The following is a 23492-nucleotide window of genomic DNA, read 5'->3' as shown; positions in this document are numbered from 1 at the left end:
TTCTCTAGTGCAGGACGAATCCGCCGTTGACGACGAGTTGCTGGCCGGTGATGTAGGACGCCTCGGGTCCCATCAGGAACGCGACGGCGCCGACGAGGTCCGACGGCTGCTGTGGCCGCTCGAGCGCGCGATTGAGGCGGTACAGCTCGTGCCGGTGCTCCGGAACCTTCTGCGCCGATTCGCTTTCGGTCAGACCGGGTGAGACGGTGTTGACGGTGATGCCGTGCGGGCCGAGGTCACGGGACATGGCGCGGGTCAGCGCGGCCACCCCGCCCTTGGAGGCGATGTAGTGCGCGAGGCGCGGCGAACCGTACAGGGCGGCGTCGGAGCCGATGGTGACGACTCGTCCGCCTCCGTTCCCGATGATGGAGGGAATGATCGCCCTGCTCACGAGGAACGTGCCGCGCAGGTTGACGCCCAGCACCCGGTCCCACTCGTCGATGTCGAGTTCGTGAATCGGTTTGCCGCCCACGCCGTCCGCGAGGGCCGCGTTGTTGACGAGGCCGTACAGCGGACCACCGGAGGTGACGGTGGCCGCCATCGCGTCGACGGACTCCGCGTCGCGGAGATCGACCCGGACGAACTGTGCCTTGACGCCGTCGGCGCGCAGGCTCGCCGCCGCGTCCTCGCCCCAGTCCTCGCGGATGTCGGCGAGCCACAGGGTGGCGCCGTCCTCGCCGAGCCGGCGGGCCAGGGCGAGTCCGAGACCCCGCCCCGCCCCGGTGACGAGAATGCTGCGGCCGTCGAGATTCACGGTCAGTCCCGCGTCACGCCGTGCATGGCCGACGTCTCGGGGTACGTCGGGATCTGCGGCTTCTGCGCGCCGATGATGACGCAGAACAGAGCGTCCTTGTCGCCGTTGTTCTTCAGGCTGCGCGGAACTCCGGCCGGGACGACGATCATGTCGCGGTAACCGAGGGTGCGCTTCTCCACCTGGCCGTCGCGGTGAACACCGACCTCCACCTCGCCCTCGAGGACGAAGAAGGCTTCCTCGGCGTCGTGGTGGGTGTGCTCCGGGCCCTCGGCGCCGGGGGGAAGCAGCATGTTGGAGAACGTGAATCCGCGCGAGACGATGGTGCGGTTGTCGTTCTCGTGGTTACCCGTCGCGCCGGAGCCGACGTAGCGGATCTGCGCGCGCTTGAACTGGTCGCCGGCCTTGGCCTGGAAACCCAGGGTGTCCCAGTCCTCGTGGCGGGAGCCACGGGTGAGGATCAGTGAGTCGGTGAATTCCTTCAGATCGGCGGTGCCGTATTCGAGTGTCATGTCGTGCTCCTTCTCTAGAGGTGGTTGCGTAGGCGTTCGGTGATGTGGATGAAGGATTCGACCCAGGCGTTGAAAGCCTCCGGCCGCTCCTGGTTCGCGAGGTGTCCGGCACCCCGGATGGTGACGAACACGGCACCCGGAATTCCGCCTGCGAGAACCTGACTCGCCGGAACCCCGGTCACCCTGTCCTCGTCTCCGCCGAGGACGAGCGTGGGGATGTCGATCTTCGGCAGATCGGCCGTGTGATCGGTGGCCGCCATCGACTCCGCGGCGTACCCGTAGCCGGGCAGCCGGATCGACGACGCCATGATCGCCGTGGCCTTCGCGGTCAGTTCGTCACCGGCGGTCCCGGACAGCAGCCGCGGGGCCCGTTCGGCGGCAAAGGCTTCCGCGCCTTCCTGCTCGAGCGTCGCGGCCCGGGCGCGCATCCGGCCGGCGGCGTCGCCGTCCGCTCCCGAGCCGACGGTGGAACTGCCGAGCAGCAGACTCCGCACGAGCCCGGGGTGGCGCAGCGCCAGCCGGGTGGCGATCACGCCGCCCCACGACATCCCCAGGACGTGCGCTCCCGCGTCACCGCAGCGGTCGCGGATCACGTCGGCGGCGGCGTCGGCGTAGTCGTCGAGGTCGAACGGACGGCCCGGGTCCTCGCTGCGGCCGTAACCGGGAGCGTCCCAGGCCAGCAGTCGCAGCGACGACGACAGTTCGTCGAACTGCGGCGCGAAACTGTCTGCGCCGCCACCGATCCCGTGCAGCATGAGCAGCGCGGGGCCGGAACCGGATTCGACGACGTGCGTCACGACGCCCGCCCGAGGTCGAACCGCTCGAACGCACCGGGGTCGGGGATGCCGGCCATGTGGTCGCGGACCTGTTTGGACGGCGGGCCCGCGGTGCCCCACAGGTCGGAGAGTTCGGGAACCCGGCGCCAGACCTTGCACAGCCACCGGTCCTCGTCGACCTGCGCGATGCCGGACGTGTACTCGCACACCAGCCCTGCCGGGTCGGCGAAGTAGGAGAACGTGTTGTCGCCGGGGCCGTGCTTGCCCGGACCCCAGAGCGGCACGGTGCCGTGGTGGCGCAACCGGCCGATGCCGCGCATGAAGTGGTCGACGGTGGGCATCTCGTAGGCGACGTGATTCACCGACGTCCACTCGGCCTGGTTGAACGCGATGCTGTGATGGTCGGTGTTGCAGCGCAGGAACGCCATCTGGTGCTCGGACCAGTCGGAGACCCGCATGCCCAGGACCTCGCAGTAGAACGTCACCGCGGCGTCGATGTCGACGGTGTTGAGGACGACGTGCGTGACGCCCACCGGGACGGCGTCCTCGCGGCCGAGCTTCGGGACCGCGAGCGCGTCGGCGAGCAGTTCGACGACGCGGCCCTCGGGGTCGACCAGGCTGACGCCGTAGCCGCCGCCGAGATCGTCGACCGGCCCCGGGCCGCTGACGATCGGGACGCCGCGGAGTTCGAGTCGGCGGGCGGCCTCGTCGACCTCGGCCGGCGTGGCGACGGCGAACGTGATGCGGCCGAGGCCGTTCCGCTCGGCCTGGGTGAGTTGCAGCGCGTGGTGGTGCTCACCGGTTCCCCGCAGCCAGGCACCGTCCGTGCCCTGCTCGACCACGCGCAGTCCCCACACCTCCGAGTAGAAGTCGGTGGATTCGATGCTGGCCTGTGTGCGCAGTTCGACGGAGCGCAGGCACCGCAGCCGGGCTATGGGTTGGTTCATCGCATGCCTCCAGTTGCTTAGGTCTCAATATCTTAGCGCTAAAGTAATAGGTCGTACAGAGCTGACGGGAATTTCTTTCCGGACGACCTACTACTTCAGCTTCCCCGTGGGCCGATGTGACCGTGGTTCAGTCAGGCGGAACCCGTGTGACATTCGGCGAGCAAGCTTCAGTCAGCCCACGAGCGGGTCGCTCAATCAGCCCACGAGCGGGTCGCTCAATCAGCCCACGGATTGGGTTCCTCGTCGAGGCCCCAGTAGATGCTCTTCTGCCGCGAGTAGGCGGCGATACCGCTGCGCCCCTTCTCCACCCCGAGCCCGCTCTCCTTGACGCCACCGAACGGCGTCGAGATGCTGAACTGCTTGTAGGTGTTGATCCACACGGTGCCGGCCTGGAGGCGGCGGGCGAGTTTCCACGCGCGACGGTAGTCGCGCGTCCAGATTCCCGACGCCAGACCGAATACCGAATCATTGGCCTGTGCAACCAGATCCGCGTCGCCGTCGAACGGCAGGACCACCAGGACGGGTCCGAAGATCTCCTCCTGGCAGGTGCGCGAATTGTTGGGGAGCCCGTCGATGATCGTCGGCAGGTAGTACGCGCCGTCGCGGAGCCGTTCGTCGTCGGGGATCGCCCCGCCGCACAACACTCGTCCGCCCTCTTCGCGAGCGAGGTCGACGTATGCGGCGACGCTGTCGCGGTGCTTGCGGTGGACCATCGGCCCGACCTGGGTGTCGGGGTCGCGGCCGGGTCCGAGTCGCAGTCGCTGCGTCTTGGCCACCAGCTTCTCGAGGAATTCGTCGTAGATGAGGCGGTCGACGAACAGCCGGGATCCGGCGATGCAGCTCTGCCCGGTGGACGAGAAGATCCCGTACATGACGCCGTTCACGGCGGCGTCGAGGTCCGCGTCGTCCAGCACGATCGTCGGCGACTTGCCGCCGAGTTCCAACGACACGGGCATCAGCTTGTCGGCTGCCGCGTGCGCGATGGACCGTCCGGTGTTGGTGCCGCCGGTGAACGTCACCTTCCCGACACCGGGGTGGGTGACGATGGCGTCGCCGACCACCGAGCCCTTGCCCGGCAGCACCGACAGCAGTCCGGCAGGCAGTTGTGTTTGGTCGATGAGCCGCGCCAGTTCCAGCGACACCAGCGGCGTCCACTCGGCGGGCTTGAGAACGACGGCGTTGCCTGCCGCCAGCGCGGGCGCGAACTTCTGCGCGTCGCTGGCCACCGGCGAGTTCCACGGTGCGATGGCGCCGACCACGCCGATGGGCTCGAGAACGCTCATCGTGAGGAAGTTGCCGCGTGGGGTGGTGAGGTCGTCGTCCGCGGTTTCGAGGACGGCGGCGAAGTAGCGGAACGTGCCCGCCGCGCTGCCGACGAGTGCGGTGGTCTCGGCGACCGTCTTGCCAGTGTTGTAGCTCTGCAGCAGCGCCAGCCGGGACGTGTTCGCCTCGATCGCGTCGGCGATGCGGTGCAGGTACTTGGCCCGCTGGTGCGGGAGCAGCGCGCGCCACGCCGGGTCGGCGGCGGCGGCGCGGCCCTTGCGGACCGCCTCGTCGGCGTCGTCGGCGGTGGCCTGGTGGATCACCTGCAGGGTTTCGCCGGTCGACGGGTCCGTGACCGCGAAGGCGGGGCCGTTCGCCTGCCGCCACTGCCCGGCGACGAGGATCCGGTCGGCGACCGGGACGAACGGCAGTGTCTGTGGTGCGGTGTCGAGAACGGTCACTGGGAGATCTCCTCGAGGGTCTTTTCGCGGGTTTCGACGGCGAAGAAGCCGACCACGAGGGCACCGATCATTGCGACCGCGGCGAACATTCCGAAGACGACGGTGAGTGTGCCGCCCCCGTCGAGGATGGCGCCGACGGCGAGGGGGCCGACGATGATGCCGAGGCGTCCGCTCGCTCCGCCGATCGCGCAGCCGATGGCTCGCATCCGGGTCGGGTACAGCTCCGCGGTGTAGACGTAGAGCGCCATGTTGACGGCGAAGACGAACAGCGCGGATCCGGCCGACCAGAACAGGACCTTCGTCGCGGTGTCGGCGCCGGAGGCGGCGAGCAGGAAGAGCAGCGAGGAGCACAGGACCATCGACGCGGTGATGCAGATGCGGCGTCCGAGGTTGTCGATGAGGAATGCGACGAGGATGCAGCCGATCAGGCCGGCGACGCTGGTGACGATGCTGTAGTGCAGGGCGGTGTCGACGCTGACGTCGAATGCGGATCGGTACAGCGTCGGCAGCCAGGACGCGATGCCGTAGTTGACGAAGTAGGCGCAGCCCCAGATCGCGGCGAGCATCAGCGTGCGACGCAGGTAGATGCCCCGGAAGGCCTCCGCGAACGTTCCGCGGCGGGTGTCGACGGCGACGGCGGGCAGCGGCTGCGGGGCCGGGAGCGTCTTGCCGTACTTGCCGGTGATCTCGTTCTCGATGCGGGTCATGGCGTTGTGCGCATCCTCGTGGCGGCCACGGGACGCGAGCCAGCGCGGCGACTCTGGCAGCTTCCACAGCAGCGGCAGGAGCACGACGGGCAGCGCGCCGAGCGCGAACAGGATCTTGTAGCCGTAGTTCGGGACCACCCACGCCGACACGATCGCCGACATCACGAGCCCGATCGGGAAGATCACCTCGTAGAGCAGCACGAACCGTCCGCGCTTGTGGGCTTTGGTGATCTCGCCGATGTAGCTCGCTGCGACCGGGACCTCGGCGCCGAGGCCGATGCCCTGCACGAATCGGAAGACGAGGAAGAGCATCAGGCTGTCGGTGAACGCCATGCCGAGGCTCATCACGGCGTAGAGCGCGAGCGAGAAGATGATGACGTTGAGCCGGCCGACGCGGTCGGCGAACCAGCCGCCGGCGAGGGCGCCGACGAGCATGCCGATGCCGCCGATGGCGATCACCCAGGCGATGTCGCCGGGGGTCAGACCCCACTTGGGGATGAGAACGGGGAGAGAGTACGCGATCATCAGCTGGTCGAAGCCGTCGAAGAACGTGACGGCGCCGACGATGACGCGGGCCTTGATGTGCCACCTGCTCATCGGCAGGCGTTCGAGTCGGGCGCTGATCATCTCAGCTGTGGCAGCCATGGCGGGCGATACCGTCGTCATGAGCATCCTCAGGGTCGGGTCGAGGCATTTACTTAAGCCCTCAAAGGCTTACCACTAAGATGTAATCTCACGCACATGAGAAACGTCAACCCTTGACTTTGGAAGAAACATGTTATTCACACCTGTGCGTACTTCTTAACCTTCCGCGGTTAACAAGTGCTCACGGGTGAGAGAGCCGTCGACTACGCGGTGGACTGCATCCATTCTGCACAGATGCGTGTGGTCATGTGTCACCAGCAGCGTCGCGACCTCGCGCTCTCGCACCACACCGAGGATCAGATCCATGATCGCGGCGCCCCGTTCCTGGTCGAGCGCGCTGGTCGGCTCGTCGACGACCAGCAGCGACGGATCGTTCATCAGCGCCCGGGCCAGGTTGACCCGCTGCCGCTGCCCACCCGACAACTGCGCGGGCCGCTTCCCTGCATGGTCTGCGAGGCCGACGGCGTCGAGCAGGTCGCGAGCCTTCGCGCGCCCGGCCCGCCGCGGCACGAACATCCGCTGCCCGAGATGCGCCATCACCTCCAGTTGTTCGAGGGCCGTCAACGACGACACCAGATTGGACTGCTGGAACACGATGCCGATCCGGTCGCGGCGCAGCGTGGACGCCTCCCGCCGGCTCAGCGCGGTGAGTTCGGTGGTGCCCAACCGGACGGAGCCCGAGTCGGGCCGGATCAGCGTCGACGCCACCGCGAGGAGCGTCGACTTTCCGGAACCGGACGGACCGGTGATCGCGGCGATCTCACCCCGGCCGAGGGCCAGCGACACCGAGTCGAGGGCGGTGACGCGTCCCGCGCCGTCGGGGTAGGTGAGGGTGACGTCGTCGAGGGTGAGGGCGGGGGTGGTCATCGTGTGCTCCCGAGGGCGGTGAGGGGGTCGGTGGTGAACAGGAAGCGGAGCGCGAACGCGGCGCCGAGGAGGCCCAGCCCGACGAGAGCGGTGGCGGGCAGGACAGTGGTGGAGATGTCGAGCACGAACGGCACGGCGTCGCCGATCATCGACCCGGCCACCGCTGCCGTCCCGACACCGACACCCACGCCGGCGAGCAGGACGACGAGCGCCTGCCCGAGCGCGTCCTGCACGAGCGACCCGGTGGACGCGCCGAGCGCCTTCAACGTCGCGACATCGGGGGTCCGCTGGAGGGTCCAGACCGTGAAGAACGCGCCGATCACCAGCGCGGAGATCGCGAACAGCATCACCGTCATCAACGTCAGTGACCCGTTCTCGGAGGTATAGGAGCCGATGGCGGAGAAGGAGTCGGCCACACTTCGGGAGGTCGTCCCCGCGACGGCGTTCGTGGCGTCGTCCCCGCCGGCCACCGCGAGCACCGTCGCCGCACCCCCACGCGGGTTCGCGTGCTGCCAGTCGGCGAGCGTCATCCACACGGCCGGGCTGTGGCCGTACCAGTCGTCGCCGCGGACTGCGGTCACGGCGAAGGTGACGTCGCCGACGGTGAGACGGTCGCCGGCGCCGACGCCGAGGGATCGCGCCGCGCCTGCCCCGAGGATCACGGTTCCCGGCGCGGACGGTGAACGGTCGCCCACACCGCCGTCCGCGCCGACCAGTGCCACCCCCTTCGCCGGACCTCCTACTGCCGACGCCGAGCCTCGTCCGACGCCGATCGGCTGCACCGAGTCGGCGCTCCGCCGCCAGACGGCCACCTGCTCGGACGTCAGCACGGACTCGTCGAACCACGGACCGTCGTCGGAGGCGGCGAAGACCACCGACTCCGCGTCGATGCGTTCCACGACGGACACGTTCTGATGACGCAGTCCGGCCGTGAGGCCGCTGAGAAACGTGACGAGCAGCGCAATCAGCACCACGACGACGGATATCAGCGCGAAGCGACCACGCGCGGCACGCAGGTCTCTCGATGCGACGAACACAGGTGGTCCTCTCCAGATCACGACCGACGCCGCAGTCGATGCGGGCCGGGGCGGCCCTCACGGCCTCCGAACTCACCGTGCCCCGGACACGACACGGTTCCATCGCACGTGCGGTGGAATTCTCGGTGGTCGAAGGTCGGGTGCGCGTTCCGACTTTCGATGGATGCCGGGTGCGGTCGCGTCGATAAGCTGGGCGGGGTGCACCGCTCCCCTCTCACGCCCGTGTTCGCGGGACTCCAACTGGGACTGCATGCGCTGATCGCGGCGCTCACTGCAGTCGTGATCTTGCGCGCCGTCCTTCCGGACGTACCACAGGCACCGGCGATCGTGGTGCTGTCGGTGGCGTTTCTCGCGGTGTACGCGGCGGGAGCGACGCGTCGTCTGCGCGGGACGTGGTGGCTCGCAGCGCTGACGGCTTTGTGGGTGGCGCTGATGGTCCTCGCCCCCGACGCCGCCTATCTCGCGTTCGGGCTGTTCTTCCTGTACCTGCATCTGCTGCCGCGACGCTGGGGAGTCCTGGCGGTCGCAGCCGCGACCGTCGTGGCGGTCGTGGGCACCGGAATGCACCGCGGCTGGAGCGTCGCGGGTGTCGTCGGTCCGGTGATCGGTGCGTGCGTCGCGGTGGCGATCGGCCTCGGCTACCGGGCGTTGTACCGGGAGGCTGTCGAACGCGATCGCCTCATCGACGAATTGACCCGAACCCGAGCCGAACTCGCCGAGCAGGAACGTGCCGCCGGCTCCCTGACCGAACGTGAGCGGCTCGCACGCGAGATCCACGACACCGTCGCGCAGGATCTGTCGAGCATTCAGATGCTGCTCCACGCCGTCGAACGCGCCGCCCCCGACCACCCCGCCCGGGACCGCATCCGGTTGGCGCGGGAGACGGCCGCCGACAGCCTCGCCGAAACCCGTCAGCTCATCGGCGATCTCACACCCGCCGTCCTCGACGGGCAGTCACTCGTGGACGCGCTCGCACGGATCTGCACGCAGGCGAGGAACGACACGTTCGACACCATTGCCGTGGTCGAGGGGGAGCCGGTGCGATTGCCGATGCCCGTCGAGGCGGCGTTGGTGCGGATTGCGCAGGGCGCGGTGTCGAACGTGGTCCGGCACGCGCACGCATCCCGGATGGCGGTCACGCTCACCTACTACGAGGACGCGGTCCGGTTGGACGTCGTCGACGACGGCGGCGGCTTCGATGTCGCACTCCTCGACCGTGAACCGTCGAAAGCGTTCGGGCTGAATTCGATTCGCCGACGCGTCGAGCTGCTCGACGGGTCGATGTCGGTGGAGTCGGAACCAGGACTGACCGCGGTCGCGGTGTCGTTCCCGCTCGAGGTCGGCACATGATCCGACTGCTGCTCGCCGACGACCACGCGATCGTTCGCGCGGGCCTGCGCGCCCTCCTCGAGCACGAGCACGACATCGAGGTGGTCGGCGAGGCTGCCACCGCCGACGCCGCCGTGGCGTTGTGCGCGACGACTCCGGTCGACCTGGTGCTCATGGACCTCCGGTTCGGCGCCGGCACCTCGGGTGTGGACGCCACCCGGAACCTGCGGTCCCTGCCGAACCCACCGCACGTGCTGGTCGTCACCAACTACGACACGGACGCCGACATCCTCGACGCGGTCGCGGCCGGCGCCGCCGGGTATCTCCTGAAGGACACTCCCCCGCCCGAACTCCTCGCCGCCGTCCGCGCGGCGTCGGCCGGCGACAGCGTCCTCTCCCCGGCCGTGGCGTCGAAACTGATGACGCGCGTACGCCGACCTGCCACCAGCCTCAGCCCACGGGAGATCCAGGTGCTGACGTTGGTGGCTGCCGGGCGATCCAATCGGGAGATCGGTAAGGAACTCTTCCTCTCCGAGACCACCGTGAAGTCCCATCTCGTCCACATCTTCGGCAAACTCGGCGTCAAGTCCCGGACCTCCGCAATCGCGCGGGCCCGCGAGCTGGGCACCATCCCCAGGTGAGTGGCAATGTGTGTGGACGCACACTTTGCCACTCACATCCGTTTACGCTGGGGAAATGGGCCCACCGGTCGTCCAGTACATCCAGCGGGACGGGCACGCGCTGGCGTATCAGGTGGTGGGCGGCGGTTCGCTGGACGTGGTGTGGCTCTTCGAGATCAACATGCACCTCGACCTGATGTGGACAGACCCGCAGATCCACTACCTGATGGAACGGGGCAGCACGTTCGCCCGCACCGCTTACTTCCAGCAGCGGGGGCTGGGCCTGTCCGACCCGGTCGACCACCTGCCGACGCTCGAGGAGCAGGCCGACGACATCGTCGCGGTCATGGACGAGATCGGGATGCGCGAGGCACTGCTGGTGGGCGTGGCCAGCGCGAGCGGCGCCGTCGCGCTCGTGGCGGCGCGGTCACCGGAACGAGTCACCGGAGTGCTGCTGATCCAGCCGTTCGCCGAACGCCTGATCGGCGGCGACCACGATCCGGAGGGATGGTCGACCGCCGAACGGGACCACTTCGTCGAGGGATGGCGGGCGGCCACGGAGGTGTGGGGGTCGGGCGCGACCGTGCCGTTGTGGGATCCCGGCGAGGATTCCCCGTTCAACCGACGGCTGATGTCGATGCTCGAGCGAAGTTCGGCGACACCGGCCGTCGCGCGCGCCCACCTGGAGTGGATCTTCCGCCTCGACTACTCCGACATACTGCCGTCGATCCAGTGCCCGGCCCGGATCGTCATCGTCTCGGGCAGTCCCGTTCCCGCGGCCGCCGCGCGGTACGTCGCCGATCACATCCCGCAGAGCACTTTCCATCTGCTGCCGCCCGCGCCGACCGGCGCGTCGCTCGGTGAGGCGTGGAAGCCGATCATCGACGACGTCGAGCAACTCGCCACCGGTGGTCACCCGACACCGGACGCCGGGCAGTTCGTTGCGTCCGTGTTGTTCACCGACGTCGTCGGGTCGACGGAGATGCTCGCCAGGATCGGCGACGGCGCCTACCGGGAACTCCGCGCCGCCCACGAACGGCAGGTGCGCGACGGGGTGGAGAGGGCGGGCGGACGCCTCCTCAACGTCGCGGGCGACGGCACGTTCAGCATCTTCGACGGCCCCACCTCGGCGATCCGGTGTGCGCGGAGCGTCGTCGACGACGCGTGCGCCCTCGGCCTCGACGTGCGGGCCGGCGTACACACCGGGCAGGTGGAGCGGAACGGGCCCGACGTCAGCGGGATGACCGTCCACATCGGAGCGCGTATCGGAGCGACGGCCCGCGCCGGGGAAGTGCTGGTGTCACGTACCGTGCGCGACCTCGTGGTGGGGTCGGGTCTCCGGTTCACCGAAGTCGGTGAACACGAACTCAAGGGTGTCCCGGGTCGATGGATCCTCTACGCGCTCTCCGACGCGGACACACCCCGGATGGTGCCGCGGCGCGCACCACGGCTCAGCGTCATCGACCAGGCCATCATGCGCACCGCGAAGCGGGCACCGCAGGCACTGCGCGCGCTCGTCGGCGCCGCCAACGCGAGGCAACGCCGACTGTCCCGCTGACCCCAGGTGAGTGGCAAAGCGTGCGCCAGCACACTTTGCCACTCACGTCACCTCACACCGCCACGGTGGACCGGCGGGCAGGCGCGTGCTGGATGTCGGGCGTCGAGTATTTCCGAACGATCGCGACGAGGCAGAGCAGCCCGATCGCTCCGGCGCCGGCGAGGAAGGCGCCGACCCGCCAGGCGTTGGACGCGTCGCCGTTGATGAGCAGCACCATGACCATCGGTGAGAAGCCACCGATGATGGCGGAGATCTGGTAGCCGAGGGAGGCACCGGAGAATCGGATCTCGGGCGGGAACAGTTCCGCGAACAGCGTTCCCTGCGTTCCGGTCTGGAACGACATGACGATCACGGCGCCGAAGACGGCGAGCGCGAACGGCCACAGCGTGCCCTGGCTCGAGTGTCCGATCATGAGCCACATGGGGATTCCCCACAGCAGCATTCCGGCGGTGCCGATTCCGAAGATCAGCTTCCGGCCGTAGATGTCGGAGAGGTATCCGGCCAGCGGTACCAGCGGAATCATCAGAACGCAGGCGGCGAGGATGAAGCCGAGCACGGTCGAGCGTTCGATCCCGAGGTATGTGGTGGCGAACTGCACGGACCCCGTGATCATCGTGTAGAAGAAGATGACGCCGATGGCGTTCGCGCCGGCCGCGGTGAGTACGGTGCCGGGATTGTTGCGCAGCACCTGCAGGATCGGCGACTTCCGCGCGACCGGAGCCTCGGCGAGCTTCTTCGACAGTTCCCGGAACTCGGGTGTCTCCTCCAGGTAGCGGTGGATGACGAAGGCGACCGGCAGCATCACGAGGCTGATCCAGAACGGGATGCGCCACGCCCACGCGAGGAACGACTCGGAGTCGAATACCGCTGTGATGACGAGGAAGACGACGTTTCCGAGCACGACGCCGATGGGCACGCCGAGTTGCGCGAAGCTGCCGTAGAACCCGCGACGTCCGGCGGGGGCGTTCTCGGTGGCGAGGAGGACGGCACCGCCCCATTGCGCTCCGACGGCGAGGCCCTGGCAGATCCGCAGCGTCACGAGAATCGTGGGTGCGAGCCACACGAGTTGGGTGTTGGGCACGAGGCCGATCAGCGACGTCGCGACGGCCATCATCACGATGGCCGCGACGAGTACCGGTTTGCGACCCACCTTGTCGCCGAAGTGGCCGGCGAGGACGCCGCCGATCGGCCGGGCGACGAAACCGACCGCCACCGTGGCGAACGAGTTGAGGGCGGCGACGACCTGGCTGTCGGTCGCGAAGAACGTGGCGTTGAAGACGAGTGCGGCGGCGGTCGCGTAGATGAAGAAGTCGTACCACTCGAGTGAGGTCGAGATGGCGGCCGCGAACGAGGCGCGCGCGGCCCGGGGCTTGCCCGCGCGTTGTGTGTTCGAATCGGTGGGCATGGTGGTCTCCTGCTCAGTCTTGGGCAATGGAACCGAATGTGTCTCGGAGAACGCGTTTGAGGATCTTGCCGCTCGGGTTCTTCGGGAGGGAGTCGGCGACGATCACGTATTTGGGCACCTTGTATCCGGCGAGTCGTCCGCGGCAGTGCTCCACGACGTCTTTCTCGTCGAGTTCGAGGCCGGCGGCGGGGACCACGACTGCGGCGACCGCTTCGATCCACCGTGGGTGCGGCACCGCGAACACGGCGGCCTCACCGACGCCGTCGAGTTCGTAGAGCGTTTCCTCGACCTCCCGGGTCGCGACGTTCTCCCCGCCGGACTTGATCATGTCCTTCTTGCGGTCGACCACCCACAGGTATCCGTCCTCGTCGAGGTAGCCGAGGTCGCCGGAGTGGAACCACCCGCCCGCGAATGCTTCCGCGGTCTTCTCGGGTTGTCCGAGATAGCCGACGGTGGCGTGCGGGCTGCGGTGCACGATCTCGCCGACCGCACCCGCGGGAAGCGGAAGGTCCCGGTCGTCGACGATGCGTGTTTCCACGTTGAGAGCGGGCTTTCCCGCCGAACCACCGCGCGTCTCTTGATCTTCCGGCCCGAGCGCCGTCGCGAGTGACGCCATTTCCGTCTGCCCGTAGAAGTTCCACAGCCGAATGCCCGGTAACCGTCGGTTCATTTCGCGCAGGATCTCCACCGGCAGCGGTGATGCCCCGTAGTAGCCCTTGCGCAGCGAACGCAGGTCGGTGCTCTCGAACTCGGGCGACTGCAGCAGCGAGATCCACACCGTCGGAGGGCAGAACAGGTTGGTCACCTGCTCGGCCTCGATGGTGCGGAGCAGCACCTGCGGGTCGGGCCCGTCGACGATGATGCTCGTCGCGCCGAGATAGATGTCGGTGCTGAGGAAGTTGTCGAGCTGAGCGCAGTGGCACAGCGGCAGCGCGTGCACCTCCACGTCGTCGCTGCTCATGCCGCCGGTGACGATGCAGCTGATGTACTGCCACATCAGCGACCGGCTGGTGAGCATCGCACCCTTGGGCCGTGATTCGGTACCGGACGTGTACATGATGCGGACCACGTCGTCGTCCGCCACGAACACCTCGGGCGGCGAACCGAATTCGCCGTCCGCCCAGTCCGCCATAGAACGCCAGCCGTCCGGTCTGGCCGCATCGCCGAGCGGGATCGTGGCCCGCACCCGGACGCTTCCCGTCGATTCCGCGAGCGCCTTCTCGGCAACGGGCACCAGGGCGTCCTCGACGACGAACGCGTCGGCTGCGCAGTCGTCGAGGATGTATGCGATCTCCCCGCCGGTCAGCATGAAGTTGACCGGCACGAGAACCACACCGAGCCGGGCGGTCGCGAAGTTCAGCACCGGGTACTGCCAGCAGTTGTGCGACAACAACGCGAGCCGGTCGCCCCGCGTCAACCCCTCGGAGTGCAGGGCCGCCGCGACCCTGTCGATCAGGGTGTCGAATTCGGCGAACGTGAGCCGGACGTCGCGGTGCACGACGGCGAGCTTGTCCGGGGAACGCGCCGCGGACCGCCGCGGAATGTCGCCGATGCTCTGCTGCCGGGCGTGCGTGGTGGCCTCGTTCACCCGCGGACTTCTGTCAGTACCGGGGTGGCGGCGAACTCGGCGCGGGCGAGGGAGCGGCGGTGCACCTGGTCGGGACCGTCGGCGATCTGCAGGAACCGGGCCTGCGCGTAGAGCACCGGCAGGATCGTGTCCTGCGACAGGCCGGCGCCGCCGAAGATCTGCATCGCGTCGTCGACGATCTGCTTGACCGTCAGCGGGACCATCACCTTGGCGGCGGCGATGTCGTGACGGGCCGCCTTCGTGCCCTCGACGTCCATCCGCCAGGCGGCCCGCAGCACCAGCAGCCGAGCGGCGTCGAGGTGGATCCGCGCGTCCGCGACGGTCGCCTGCACGACACCCTCGTCGGCGAGGGGCCTGCCGAACGCCACCCGGGTGCGGGCGCGTTCGGTCATCAGCGCAATCGCCCGCTCGGCCATGCCGATCAACCGCATGCAGTGGTGGATGCGCCCCGGACCGAGACGCGCCTGCGCGACCGCGAAGCCCTTGCCGCGCGGTCCGAGCAGGTTCGCCTTGGGGACGCGGACCTTGTCGAAGACGATCTCGCCGTGCCCGCCCTCGTGGCGGTCGGTGAAGCCGAGCACCGTGGTGGACCGGACGATGGCCAGACCGGGGGTGTCCATGGGAACGAGGACGATGCTGTGCCGGCTGCCGACCGGGGCACCTGGGTCGGTGACGCCCATGACCATCGCCACCCGGCAGTCGTCGCGCAGGGCCGCGGTGGACCACCACTTGCGGCCGGTCAGCACCCAGTCGTCGCCGTCCTCGGCGATCTCGAACCGGACGTTGTTGGCGTCCGAGCTCGCGACGTCGGGTTCGGTCATCGAGAAGCACGACCGGAACTCGCCCGCGAGCAGCGGTTCGAGCCATTCCCGCTTCTGCTCGTCGGTGCCGTACAGGTGCAGCAGTTCCATGTTGCCGGTGTCGGGCGGGTTGCAGTTGAACGCTTCGGGCGCGATCAACGGGCTCCAGCCGGTGAGTTCCGCGAGCGGCGCGTACTCGAGGTTCGTCAGGCCCGCACCCTCGCGCGCGGGCAGGAAGAGATTCCACAGGCCCTCGCGCTTCGCGACCGCCTTCAGGTCGGCCACGATCGGCGGCGCACCCCAGTGGTCCGGCTTCGACGCCAGTTGCTCTTCGGCGATCGTCTCGGCAGGTAGTACCCGCTCCTGCATGAACTTCGTCAGCTTCGCTTGCAGTTCCAGCACTTTCGGGCTGTAGTCGAAATCCACTTCCGTGGCTCCAATCTCTTCGGTGGTGCCGCGGTCAGCGGCGGAGTTCGGACACGGGCGACATGGCGGCGAGGTCGAGTGCACGCTGCAACAGCGGGCCGACCATGTCGCCGACGTCGTCGAAACCCCCACCGACGGTGTCGCCCTGTGCGTGCCGGGCATTGATGCCCTCGAGGATGACGGCGATCTTGACGTCGGCGAACACCGTGTACCAGTCGATGTCGGGGATCTCGATGCCGCGCCGCGTGGCGTATCGGTCGAGAAGTTCGGTACGGGTGGGGAATCCGTCGAGTCGGGCGAGACCCTTGGTCACCGGGTTGTCGACGGCGCCGGGTTGGTCCCAGAAGCTCAGCATGATCCCGACGTCGGCGAGCGTGTCGCCGAGCGTGGCCATTTCCCAGTCCAGAACGGCGACGATCTTCCCGGCGTCGTCGCGGGACGCGAGCACGTTGTCGAGTTTGACGTCGCCGTGGACGATGCCCGGGAAGTGCGAGGTGGGCAGCGCCCGGCGCAGCTTGTCGAGCAGCACGGACACCTCGGGCCGATCGGTGGTGCGCGAGGCCTCCCACTGCCGGGACCAACGGTCGAGCTGACGTTCGAGGTATCCGCCGGGGCGGCCGAACGAGCCGAGCCCGACCGCGGCGGGGTCGACGCCGTGCAGTGCGGCCAGGGTGTCGGCGAGGTCGAGTCCGAGCCGGCGACGGTCGTCCGGGGTGAGTGCCGACGCCTGCTCGACCGTTCCGACGGGTGTTCCGTCCACCAGTTCCATGAGGTAGAACGCGGCTCCGAGCACGTCCTTGTCCTCGCACAGCAGCACCGCGTCGGGCACCGGGACGGCGGTTCCCGCCAGTCCCCTGATCACGGTGAACTCGCGCTTCATGTCGTGAGCGCTGGGCAGGACGTGCCCGTACGGTGGCCGCCGCAGAACCCACGTCCGGTCGGCGTCGGCGACGCGGTAGGTGGGGTTCGATCGGCCACCGCTGATGAGCGAGACGGCGAGGTCGCCGCGCACCCCGCCCTCGAGTGCGTCGTCGAGGTAGTGGGCGAGAGCGGTGAGGTCGACGCCGGCCGAATCCTCCCGGTCCTCGTGGGTGTCCGCTTCGGCGTGGGACGTCGTCATCCGCTGCGTCCTTTCGAGTACTTCGATCTTCAGCCAAACGCTCGTTCGGCCAGTTCTCATCATCAACCGAGTGAACGTCGGAAGTCAATATCTCCTTATACAGCGACTAAAGATCCAGAACTGCCGAAAAAGGCCCGACGCCCGAACACCTTGCCAATCGATCGTTCGCTTGGCATGATCCACGAGAAGTGATGCACGTCTCATCCGCCTCCGAAAGGTCAGGACACCAATGACGGACCAGTTGACCGGGTCTGCTGCCACCACCGCATGGCGGACCGAAGACCGCATCCGAGCGCGCCGCGCCGCGATCGCGGGTGGCGTGGGCACCCTGATCGAGTACTACGACTTCAGCCTGTACGGCTACCTCGCGATCGTGATGGCCCCGCTCTTCTTCCCCAGCAGCGACCCGGCCATCGCGCTGCTGTCCGCACTCGCCGTGTTCGGCACCGCCTACCTCATGCGCCCGCTCGGTGGCATCGTGTTCGGGCACATCGGCGACCGGCTCGGACGGAAGAAGGCCCTCCTCGCGACGCTCGTCTGCATGGGCCTCGGCAGCATGGCCATGGGATTCCTGCCCACCCACGCGCAAGCGGGGATCTGGGCCACCGTGCTGCTCGTCGTCGTGCGGATGGTCCAGGGATTCTCGGCCGGCGGCGAAGTCGGCGGCTCGGCCACGTTCATCTCCGAATCCGCGCCGCGGCATCTCGAGGCCACCTACGGGGCGTTCACCCCGCTCGGATCCACGATGGGGTTCGCGATGGCCGCAGCGGTCGCAGGCACGGTGTCGGCGTTGACGACCGACGCGCAACTCGAGAGCTGGGGATGGCGGGTCCCGTTCCTGCTCGCGTTGCCGCTGACGCTGCTCTGCCTGTGGGCCCGCACCCGGGTCGAGGAGACCCACGGCGAGGACGCCGATTCCGGACCGGTCCAGGCGCCCGTCGTCGCCGTCTTCCGGCGGCAGCCGCTCGCCCTCCTGCAGTCGGTCGGAATCAGCCTGGCGTGCAACGGAACCGCGTACATCGGCCTCACCTACATGAGCATCCATCTCATGAAGAGCCTCGGCTACGAACGCACCCCGGTCTACTGGATCGCAACCGCCGTCATCGGTGTCGTCGCGCTCGCGATGCCGCTCGGGGGCATGCTCGCCGACCGCATCGGGCGGTTGCGGTTCACCGTGATCAGCCTCGCCGGATTCGCGATCATCACCTACCCCGCCATGGCCGTCATGCACCACAGCCTGTGGATCGCCGCGATCGCCTACCTGCTGATCATGGTCAACACCGTCGGAACCCAGGTCGGCTCGTACACGCTGATGCCACTGCTGTTCGACAAGGACGTCCGCTTCACCGGGGTCGCCATGGGCTGGAACCTCGGCGTCGTCATCGCCGGTGGCACCGCCCCCTTCGTCGCCGTCTGGCTGGTGGAGAAGACCGGAAACGTCCTCTCCCCTGCCGTTTTCGTGATCGTCGCTGCGGTCATCGGACTGATCTCGGTGGCCGGTGTGGCCCGCCGGTCCAAGGTCGCGCAGGAGCAACTCGGCTGACGTCCGGACAGTGTCCCCCTCGAGATCCCTCACGAATTGGAGCAACCATGTATCCCGGCGCTCATGCTGCCACCACCCCCGACAAGCCGGCCGTGATCATGGCGGGCACCGGGCAGACGGTCACCTTCGCCGAACTCGAGTCCCGCTCGATCCGGATCGCCCGCCACCTGCACACCCTCGGACTGCGCCGCGGAGATCACGTCGCGGTGCTGGCCACGAACACTCCCGCGATCTTCGACATCTATTGGGCGGCCATGCGTTCCGGCCTCTACCTCACGATGGCGAACTGGCACCTCACGCCACCCGAGATCGCCTACATCGTCGAAGATTGCGGCGCCAGAGCATTGATCGTCGACGCCGCACTCGACGCGGTGGCGCGTGACCTCCCCGCCCTCACCCCGGCCACCGAGCACCGGCTCGCGTTCGGGGGATCGATCCCCGGCTACGACTCCCTCGACCGGGCCGCCGCCGCGGAGTCGGACGTCCCGCTCCCCGACCAGCCCCGCGGGGCGGACATGCTGTATTCCTCCGGCACCACCGGTCGCCCGAAGGGCATCAAACCGGAACTGCCCGCGCGTCAGATCCAGGAACCCGGCGACACCATGACCGGCATGAACGCGACGGTATGGGGAGTCACACCGGACACCGTCTACCTCTCACCCGCCCCGCTGTATCACGCCGCACCGCTCCGCACCTGCGCGTCGGTGCAGGCCCTCGGCGGCACCGTCGTCGTGATGGACCGCTTCGACGCCGAGCAGGCGCTCGCGTACATCGAGCAGTACCACGTCACCTACAGCCAGTGGGTACCCACGATGTTCGTCCGCATGCTGAAGCTGCCCGCCGAGACCCGGCAGAAGTACGACGTCTCCAGCCTGCGCGTCGCCGTGCACGCCGCGGCCCCGTGCCCGGTGGAGGTGAAGCGGCAGATGATCGAGTGGTGGGGTCCGATCCTGTCGGAGTACTACTCGTCCACCGAACTCAACGGCATGACCCTCGTGAATTCGGACGAATGGCTCCGCAAGCCCGGAACCGTCGGCCGCGCCGCGCTCGGCGTCGCCCACATCTGCGGCGACGACGGTGCCGACCTCGCACCGGGCGAGATCGGCACCCTCTACTTCGAGCGGGACACCCTGCCGTTCGAGTATCACAACGCCCCAGCCAAGACCCGCGACGCCCAGCACCCACAGCACCCGACGTGGACCACCACCGGCGACGTCGGCTACCTCGACGAGGACGGGTTTCTGTTCCTCACCGACCGGAAGTCGTTCATGATCATCTCCGGCGGCGTCAACATCTATCCGCAGGAAATCGAGAACACCCTCACCGAACACCCTGCCGTCCTGGACGTCGCGGTGATCGGGATCCCCGACGAGGAGATGGGTGAATCGGTGCTGGCCGTGGTCCAGACCGTTCCGGGTGTGACCGGGGACGACGCGCTGGCCGGTGACCTCCTCGACCACGTGCGGGAACGGCTCGCCCGGTTCAAGGTCCCGCGGAACGTCGTCTTCAGCGACGACCTCCCCCGCACCCCCACCGGGAAACTCGTCAAGGGCACGTTACGAGATCGGTACGCCGCCGGAGTTCACGCCTGAACCGTCAGCCGTCGGCGGCCGGTTCGTCCCGGCGCCGGCGGTCGAGGAGGACCGCGATCGTGAGGACGATCAGTCCGGCGACGCCGAGGAGGGCGCCGACGGCGGCCGGGGCGGTGTAGCCGTATCCGGCCGCGATCACGACGCCACCGATCCACGCACCACCCGCGTTGGCGAGGTTGAACGCGCCGTGGATCAGCGTCGACGCCAGGGTCTTCGCGTCACCCGCCGCGTCCATCAGCCGCGACTGGACGGCCGGGAAGATCGCCGTCACCGCCATCCCGATGAAGAACAGCACGATCAGCGCCGTCACCGGGTTGTGTGCGGCGACGATGAACAGGGCGAGGACGCAGATCAGGGCGATCATGCACCCGAACAGCCCGGGGACCACCGCGTTGTCGGCGATGCGGCCACCCACGACGTTGCCGAGGATCATCCCCGAACCGAACAGCATCAGCGCCACCGGAACCATCGCGTGCGGCAACCCGGACACGTCGGTGAGCGTCGAACTGATGTAGGTGTACACCGCGAACGAACCGCCGAACCCGACTGTCGCGAAGATCAGCGTCATCCACACCTGCACCCGGCTCAGCGCCCCGAGTTCGGCCACCGGGTTGCTCACGTGCACCCCGGCCAGCGGCGGGACGAGGCGTGCCAACGCCACCAGCGTCACGATTCCGATGATCACCACGAGCACGAACGCGGACCGCCAGCCCAGGATCTGGCCGAAGAACGCCGTCGCAGGCACCCCGACCACGTTCGCGACCGACAGGCCCATCATCACGGTCGCGACCGCCTTGGCGCGTTTGCCCGGTTCCGCAAGGTGCGCGGCGACCAACGCTGCGACCCCGAAGTACGCGCCGTGGGGCAGCCCGGCGAGGAACCGGGCCGCCAGCAGCGACTCGTAACCGGGGGCGAGGGCGGTCGCGAGATTGCCGACGACGAACGTGGCCATCAACGCGATGAGCAGCGTGCGCCGCTCGACGCGCGCGGCCAGCGCCGCGATCGTGGGCGCCCCGACGACGACGCCGAGCGCGTACGCGGAGACGAAGTGCCCGGCCACCGGCTCCGACACCCCGGTCCCCGCAGCCATCGCGGGCAGCAGGCCCATGGACGCGAATTCCGTTGTGCCGATACCGAACCCGCCGAGGGCAAGCGCCAGCATCGCGCCCCGCCGACTCGGTGACGGAATCCGCGGACGCAGAGACGGACGAGCGGTGACCGCAGGTTCGGTGAGGTGAACTGCAGGCGGCGTCATGGCAGCAAGACTCCCGTCGGGCTGATCGTAGGATCGGCGAGCACGTCCAATGGACTCGCCTGTGGATGAACCGGGCCGAGATAGTGGCACACCGGCTCGTACCAGTATGGGCGAGGCTGCAACCGAATTGACAATTCACGCGGGGGTGATTCCACTCACCGGCGCGGCATGTGGGTGCGTCGCCGTGACCTGGGGCGACGCACCGGAGCAGAGCGACCTACGTCACGTGATGTGTTCGAGGATCACCGTGTGCACGTGGTGGGCCTTGTCCATGCCACGGAAGTCGGCCTCGTACGTGGTGTCGGCGACGTCGAGGGCGATGCTGCTGGAGGAGAAGAACTGGCCTGCCCACGACTTGTTGCTGAGGAACGAGACCGAGCGGATGTTCTTGTACGGGATGGACGTGATCGCGGTGCGCTTGCCGACGAAGCTCTTGTCCTGGATGACGACGCGGAGGTTCGTGATCCCGAGGAAGCCGGTGCCCGCGCCGATGCAGTCGTACACGGCGATGATCGTCTCGCCGGGAAGGATGCCCTGCTGGACCTGCTTCAACTGTTCCGACTTGTCGAAGATCGGGTCGGTCATGGTTCCTCCTTCGACGGCGGTCCAGGCCTGTCCATCTTCGCAGAAACTTCGTCGAACGTGACGTGGATGCCCTCGTGCGGTACCGCGCGTTGCGCCTTCGCCTGGTCGGTGAACGTCCGCCTGTCGCCCTCCACGAGGTCGGCCTTGTCCGTGAAGGGCCCGAGCAGCGCCCGCGGGTGCAGCCGGTCGACGCGGACGACGTTGATCTCCACACACACCACGATCGCCGCGGCGGCGAGGAAGAGGAACGCCAGCAAGCCCAGCACGACGGCGAACACCCCGTTCGTCACGGACGCCGTGCTCACCACCTTGCTCACGTAATACGCGCCGAACGATTGGAGCACCTGCCACACCACGGCTGCTGCGACGGCGCCGGGCGCGACGTCGGCGACGGACAGCGGCCGGGCAGTGGCGAGCCGGAACGCGAGGATGAAGATCGCGGAGTTGATCGTGATCGCGGCGAGCATGAGAAGCACGGTGGACGATCCGGACAGGTGCGTCGCGGCGCCGACCGCCGCCACCGCGGCGGTGCCGAGGACGGCGAGACCGATCGTGCCGAGCAACAGCAGACCCCGCAACCGGCCTCGGATCGGGTCGGGCCGCATGTTGCGGGGCACCGACCACGCCGTGTTCATCGCGTTCTGGCTGGCCAGTGCCACCCCGAGGCCGCCGTAGAGGGCGCCGACGAGTCCGATCACCAGGCCCGTCACCCCGCCGCCGATCCGGTGCGGGTCCGCCAGGTCGGCGCCGATGACCGGGAACTGGCTCAGCGCCGAGTCGATGATGTCCTGCTGCAGTTCGGGGTGCCCCGCCAGCACGAACCCGAGCACCGTCGAGAGCAGAAGCAGGAGGGGAAACAGTGAGATGAACCCGTAGTAGGCGATCAACGCCGCAAGGTACACGCCCTGATCGTCGAGGAATTTGTACGTGACGGCGATCGGGAAGCCCATTGCCGGGTACTTCTGCTGGAGAGCGTCGAGCCGTCTGGCGAACTTCATCTCACGCTCCGTTTCCGCGACACCCGCTACCCCGATTCTGCCCGGGCCGCGGCCACGGCGATCAGACGGTCGGTTTCACCATCGCCAGGGCGAGGTCGGCGTAGCGCTCGGCGAGTTCCTCGGGCTTCAGCGGACCGTCGGCGTGCCACCACGTGCACACCGATTGACCCATGTTGATGATGCCGCGGACGGCGTCCCGCGGGAATTCGGTCGCGAAGTCGCCCTCCTCGACACCGCGCTCGACGACGTCGCGGAAGAGGTGCTCCTGTTCGTCGCGGAGGGCGACGACGAGCCGGCGGCCGGCGTCGTCGAGACTGCGTATCTCGGTGGCGCCGACCATCGCGTCCAGCTGCCGGGTGGTGTGGAACATGACCCACGCCCGCATCAGCGCCTGCAACTGGTCGGCGGGGGCGCCACCCGAGCGCAGCAGGGCCCCGCGGGTCATCGCGATGGCGTCGTGGAGTGCGCGCACCATGATGTCCTGCAGGATCTCCTGCTTCGACGCGAAGTGGTGGTAGATCGAGGCGACGGTGATATCGGCGCCGCGGGCGATGTCGCGCATGGACGTGCCGTGATAGCCGCGTTCGTTCATGTTGGCCACCGCGGAGTCGAGGATCACCTGCCGCCCGGTACCCGTTGCCACGGCGGCGACTTTTGCAGCGCACATCCCTCGGTCTCCGTCCCCGATCCGATCGTCACACGACCAC

At 68.3% G+C, this 23492-nt stretch carries 21 protein-coding genes; 5 read left to right on the top strand and 16 right to left on the bottom strand.

The annotated features are described in order from the left end of the window. Positions 1–4: 4 nt before the first annotated feature. From AC1D1G_RS13095 to AC1D1G_RS13060, 8 genes are all read right to left on the bottom strand, one after another. The gene (locus AC1D1G_RS13095; RefSeq protein ID WP_317569639.1) at positions 5–754 is read right to left on the bottom strand and encodes a 3-oxoacyl-ACP reductase family protein; all 750 of its coding nucleotides are present in this window, start codon (positions 752–754) and stop codon (positions 5–7) included. A gap of 2 nt (positions 755–756) precedes the next feature. Then, complete coding sequence (locus tag AC1D1G_RS13090; RefSeq protein WP_005248926.1) at positions 757–1263, bottom strand: cupin domain-containing protein; 507 nt, start codon at positions 1261–1263, stop codon at positions 757–759. Between the two features lie 14 nt (positions 1264–1277). After that, complete coding sequence (locus AC1D1G_RS13085; RefSeq protein ID WP_283353891.1) at positions 1278–2060, bottom strand: alpha/beta fold hydrolase; 783 nt, start codon at positions 2058–2060, stop codon at positions 1278–1280. Beyond that, a complete protein-coding gene (locus AC1D1G_RS13080) occupies positions 2057–2986 on the bottom strand; it encodes a VOC family protein (protein WP_280781940.1) in 930 nt (309 codons plus the stop codon). The genes AC1D1G_RS13085 and AC1D1G_RS13080 overlap by 4 nt, the downstream gene beginning before the upstream one ends. A 215-nt stretch (positions 2987–3201) precedes the next feature. Beyond that, on the bottom strand, positions 3202–4710 hold the full coding sequence (locus tag AC1D1G_RS13075; protein WP_477952417.1) for an aldehyde dehydrogenase: 1509 nt from the start codon (positions 4708–4710) through the stop codon (positions 3202–3204). Then, positions 4707–6089, bottom strand: coding sequence for an MFS transporter (locus tag AC1D1G_RS13070; RefSeq protein ID WP_317569642.1), 1383 nt, complete (start codon positions 6087–6089; stop codon positions 4707–4709). Before AC1D1G_RS13070 ends, AC1D1G_RS13075 begins: the two co-directional genes overlap by 4 nt. A 129-nt stretch (positions 6090–6218) precedes the next feature. Continuing rightward, complete coding sequence (locus AC1D1G_RS13065) at positions 6219–6929, bottom strand: ABC transporter ATP-binding protein (protein WP_283332582.1); 711 nt, start codon at positions 6927–6929, stop codon at positions 6219–6221. Continuing rightward, positions 6926–7966: an ABC transporter permease gene (locus AC1D1G_RS13060; RefSeq protein WP_283332581.1), complete on the bottom strand. Its 1041-nt coding sequence runs from the start codon at positions 7964–7966 to the stop codon at positions 6926–6928. The genes AC1D1G_RS13065 and AC1D1G_RS13060 overlap by 4 nt, the downstream gene beginning before the upstream one ends. Positions 7967–8164: 198 nt before the next feature. Here AC1D1G_RS13060 and AC1D1G_RS13055 point away from each other — a divergent pair, with 198 nt between their 5' ends. Genes AC1D1G_RS13055 through AC1D1G_RS13045 form a run of 3 tightly spaced genes read left to right on the top strand, consistent with a single transcriptional unit; the run spans position 8165 to position 11473 of the window. Then, a complete protein-coding gene (locus tag AC1D1G_RS13055; RefSeq protein ID WP_283332580.1) occupies positions 8165–9316 on the top strand; it encodes a sensor histidine kinase in 1152 nt (383 codons plus the stop codon). Continuing rightward, positions 9313–9936, top strand: a complete 624-nt coding sequence (locus AC1D1G_RS13050) for a response regulator (RefSeq protein WP_061041732.1) — start codon at positions 9313–9315, stop codon at positions 9934–9936. The genes AC1D1G_RS13055 and AC1D1G_RS13050 overlap by 4 nt, the downstream gene beginning before the upstream one ends. 55 nt (positions 9937–9991) lie before the next feature. Beyond that, positions 9992–11473, top strand: a complete 1482-nt coding sequence (locus tag AC1D1G_RS13045) for an adenylate/guanylate cyclase domain-containing protein (protein ID WP_477952413.1) — start codon at positions 9992–9994, stop codon at positions 11471–11473. 52 nt (positions 11474–11525) lie between these two features. Here the strand turns inward: AC1D1G_RS13045 and AC1D1G_RS13040 are convergent, their stop codons facing one another. The 4 genes from AC1D1G_RS13040 to AC1D1G_RS13025 are packed head-to-tail and all read right to left on the bottom strand — an operon-like array spanning position 11526 to position 16812. Next, entirely contained in the window at positions 11526–12878 is a 1353-nt protein-coding gene (locus tag AC1D1G_RS13040) for an MFS transporter (RefSeq protein ID WP_283332578.1), read from the bottom strand. Positions 12879–12891: 13 nt separating this feature from the next. Beyond that, on the bottom strand, positions 12892–14466 hold the full coding sequence (locus tag AC1D1G_RS13035) for an acyl-CoA synthetase (RefSeq protein WP_477952411.1): 1575 nt from the start codon (positions 14464–14466) through the stop codon (positions 12892–12894). Continuing rightward, the gene (locus AC1D1G_RS13030) at positions 14463–15692 is read right to left on the bottom strand and encodes an acyl-CoA dehydrogenase family protein (RefSeq protein ID WP_477952410.1); all 1230 of its coding nucleotides are present in this window, start codon (positions 15690–15692) and stop codon (positions 14463–14465) included. The genes AC1D1G_RS13035 and AC1D1G_RS13030 overlap by 4 nt, the downstream gene beginning before the upstream one ends. Positions 15693–15726: 34 nt before the next feature. Then, positions 15727–16812, bottom strand: a complete 1086-nt coding sequence (locus AC1D1G_RS13025; RefSeq protein WP_247251937.1) for a phosphotransferase family protein — start codon at positions 16810–16812, stop codon at positions 15727–15729. Positions 16813–17041: 229 nt separating this feature from the next. Between AC1D1G_RS13025 and AC1D1G_RS13020 the strand changes: the two genes are divergently transcribed. Together AC1D1G_RS13020 and AC1D1G_RS13015 are read left to right on the top strand one after the other, a co-directional pair. Then, complete coding sequence (locus tag AC1D1G_RS13020; RefSeq protein ID WP_477952408.1) at positions 17042–18355, top strand: MFS transporter; 1314 nt, start codon at positions 17042–17044, stop codon at positions 18353–18355. A gap of 47 nt (positions 18356–18402) precedes the next feature. Further along, positions 18403–19947: an acyl-CoA synthetase gene (locus AC1D1G_RS13015; RefSeq protein ID WP_477952407.1), complete on the top strand. Its 1545-nt coding sequence runs from the start codon at positions 18403–18405 to the stop codon at positions 19945–19947. Positions 19948–19951: 4 nt separating this feature from the next. Here the strand turns inward: AC1D1G_RS13015 and AC1D1G_RS13010 are convergent, their stop codons facing one another. From AC1D1G_RS13010 to AC1D1G_RS12995, 4 genes are all read right to left on the bottom strand, one after another. Then, positions 19952–21202, bottom strand: a complete 1251-nt coding sequence (locus AC1D1G_RS13010) for an MFS transporter (RefSeq protein ID WP_283332572.1) — start codon at positions 21200–21202, stop codon at positions 19952–19954. Positions 21203–21424: 222 nt separating this feature from the next. After that, a complete protein-coding gene (locus AC1D1G_RS13005; protein WP_054248435.1) occupies positions 21425–21787 on the bottom strand; it encodes a PH domain-containing protein in 363 nt (120 codons plus the stop codon). Next, positions 21784–22785 (bottom strand): YihY/virulence factor BrkB family protein, encoded by a 1002-nt coding sequence (locus AC1D1G_RS13000; protein ID WP_280781953.1) that lies wholly within the window; start codon positions 22783–22785, stop codon positions 21784–21786. Before AC1D1G_RS13000 ends, AC1D1G_RS13005 begins: the two co-directional genes overlap by 4 nt. 61 nt (positions 22786–22846) lie before the next feature. Next, positions 22847–23452, bottom strand: coding sequence for a TetR/AcrR family transcriptional regulator (locus AC1D1G_RS12995; RefSeq protein ID WP_011596490.1), 606 nt, complete (start codon positions 23450–23452; stop codon positions 22847–22849). Positions 23453–23492 lie beyond the last annotated feature (40 nt).

Source organism: Rhodococcus sp. P3_B8, from assembly GCF_056402775.1.
Note: the sequence above shows the minus strand (reverse complement) of the source record. Positions and strands in the feature narration are given on the sequence as shown.

Bases quoted from the DNA above. Each gene is read 5' to 3' on its own strand.
- AC1D1G_RS13040 (WP_283332578.1), bottom strand. From the start codon at position 12,878: ATGCCCACCGATTCGAACACACAACGCGCGGGCAAGCCCCGGGCCGCG.
- AC1D1G_RS13015 (WP_477952407.1), top strand. From the start codon at position 18,403: ATGTATCCCGGCGCTCATGCTGCCACCACCCCCGACAAGCCGGCCGTG.
- AC1D1G_RS13090 (WP_005248926.1), bottom strand. From the start codon at position 1,263: ATGACACTCGAATACGGCACCGCCGATCTGAAGGAATTCACCGACTCA.
- AC1D1G_RS13065 (WP_283332582.1), bottom strand. From the start codon at position 6,929: ATGACCACCCCCGCCCTCACCCTCGACGACGTCACCCTCACCTACCCC.
- AC1D1G_RS13010 (WP_283332572.1), bottom strand. From the start codon at position 21,202: ATGACGCCGCCTGCAGTTCACCTCACCGAACCTGCGGTCACCGCTCGT.
- AC1D1G_RS13070 (WP_317569642.1), bottom strand. From the start codon at position 6,089: ATGCTCATGACGACGGTATCGCCCGCCATGGCTGCCACAGCTGAGATG.
- AC1D1G_RS13005 (WP_054248435.1), bottom strand. From the start codon at position 21,787: ATGACCGACCCGATCTTCGACAAGTCGGAACAGTTGAAGCAGGTCCAG.
- AC1D1G_RS13025 (WP_247251937.1), bottom strand. From the start codon at position 16,812: ATGACGACGTCCCACGCCGAAGCGGACACCCACGAGGACCGGGAGGAT.
- AC1D1G_RS13020 (WP_477952408.1), top strand. From the start codon at position 17,042: ATGACGGACCAGTTGACCGGGTCTGCTGCCACCACCGCATGGCGGACC.
- AC1D1G_RS13045 (WP_477952413.1), top strand. From the start codon at position 9,992: ATGGGCCCACCGGTCGTCCAGTACATCCAGCGGGACGGGCACGCGCTG.
- AC1D1G_RS13080 (WP_280781940.1), bottom strand. From the start codon at position 2,986: ATGAACCAACCCATAGCCCGGCTGCGGTGCCTGCGCTCCGTCGAACTG.
- AC1D1G_RS12995 (WP_011596490.1), bottom strand. From the start codon at position 23,452: ATGTGCGCTGCAAAAGTCGCCGCCGTGGCAACGGGTACCGGGCGGCAG.
- AC1D1G_RS13050 (WP_061041732.1), top strand. From the start codon at position 9,313: ATGATCCGACTGCTGCTCGCCGACGACCACGCGATCGTTCGCGCGGGC.
- AC1D1G_RS13000 (WP_280781953.1), bottom strand. From the start codon at position 22,785: ATGAAGTTCGCCAGACGGCTCGACGCTCTCCAGCAGAAGTACCCGGCA.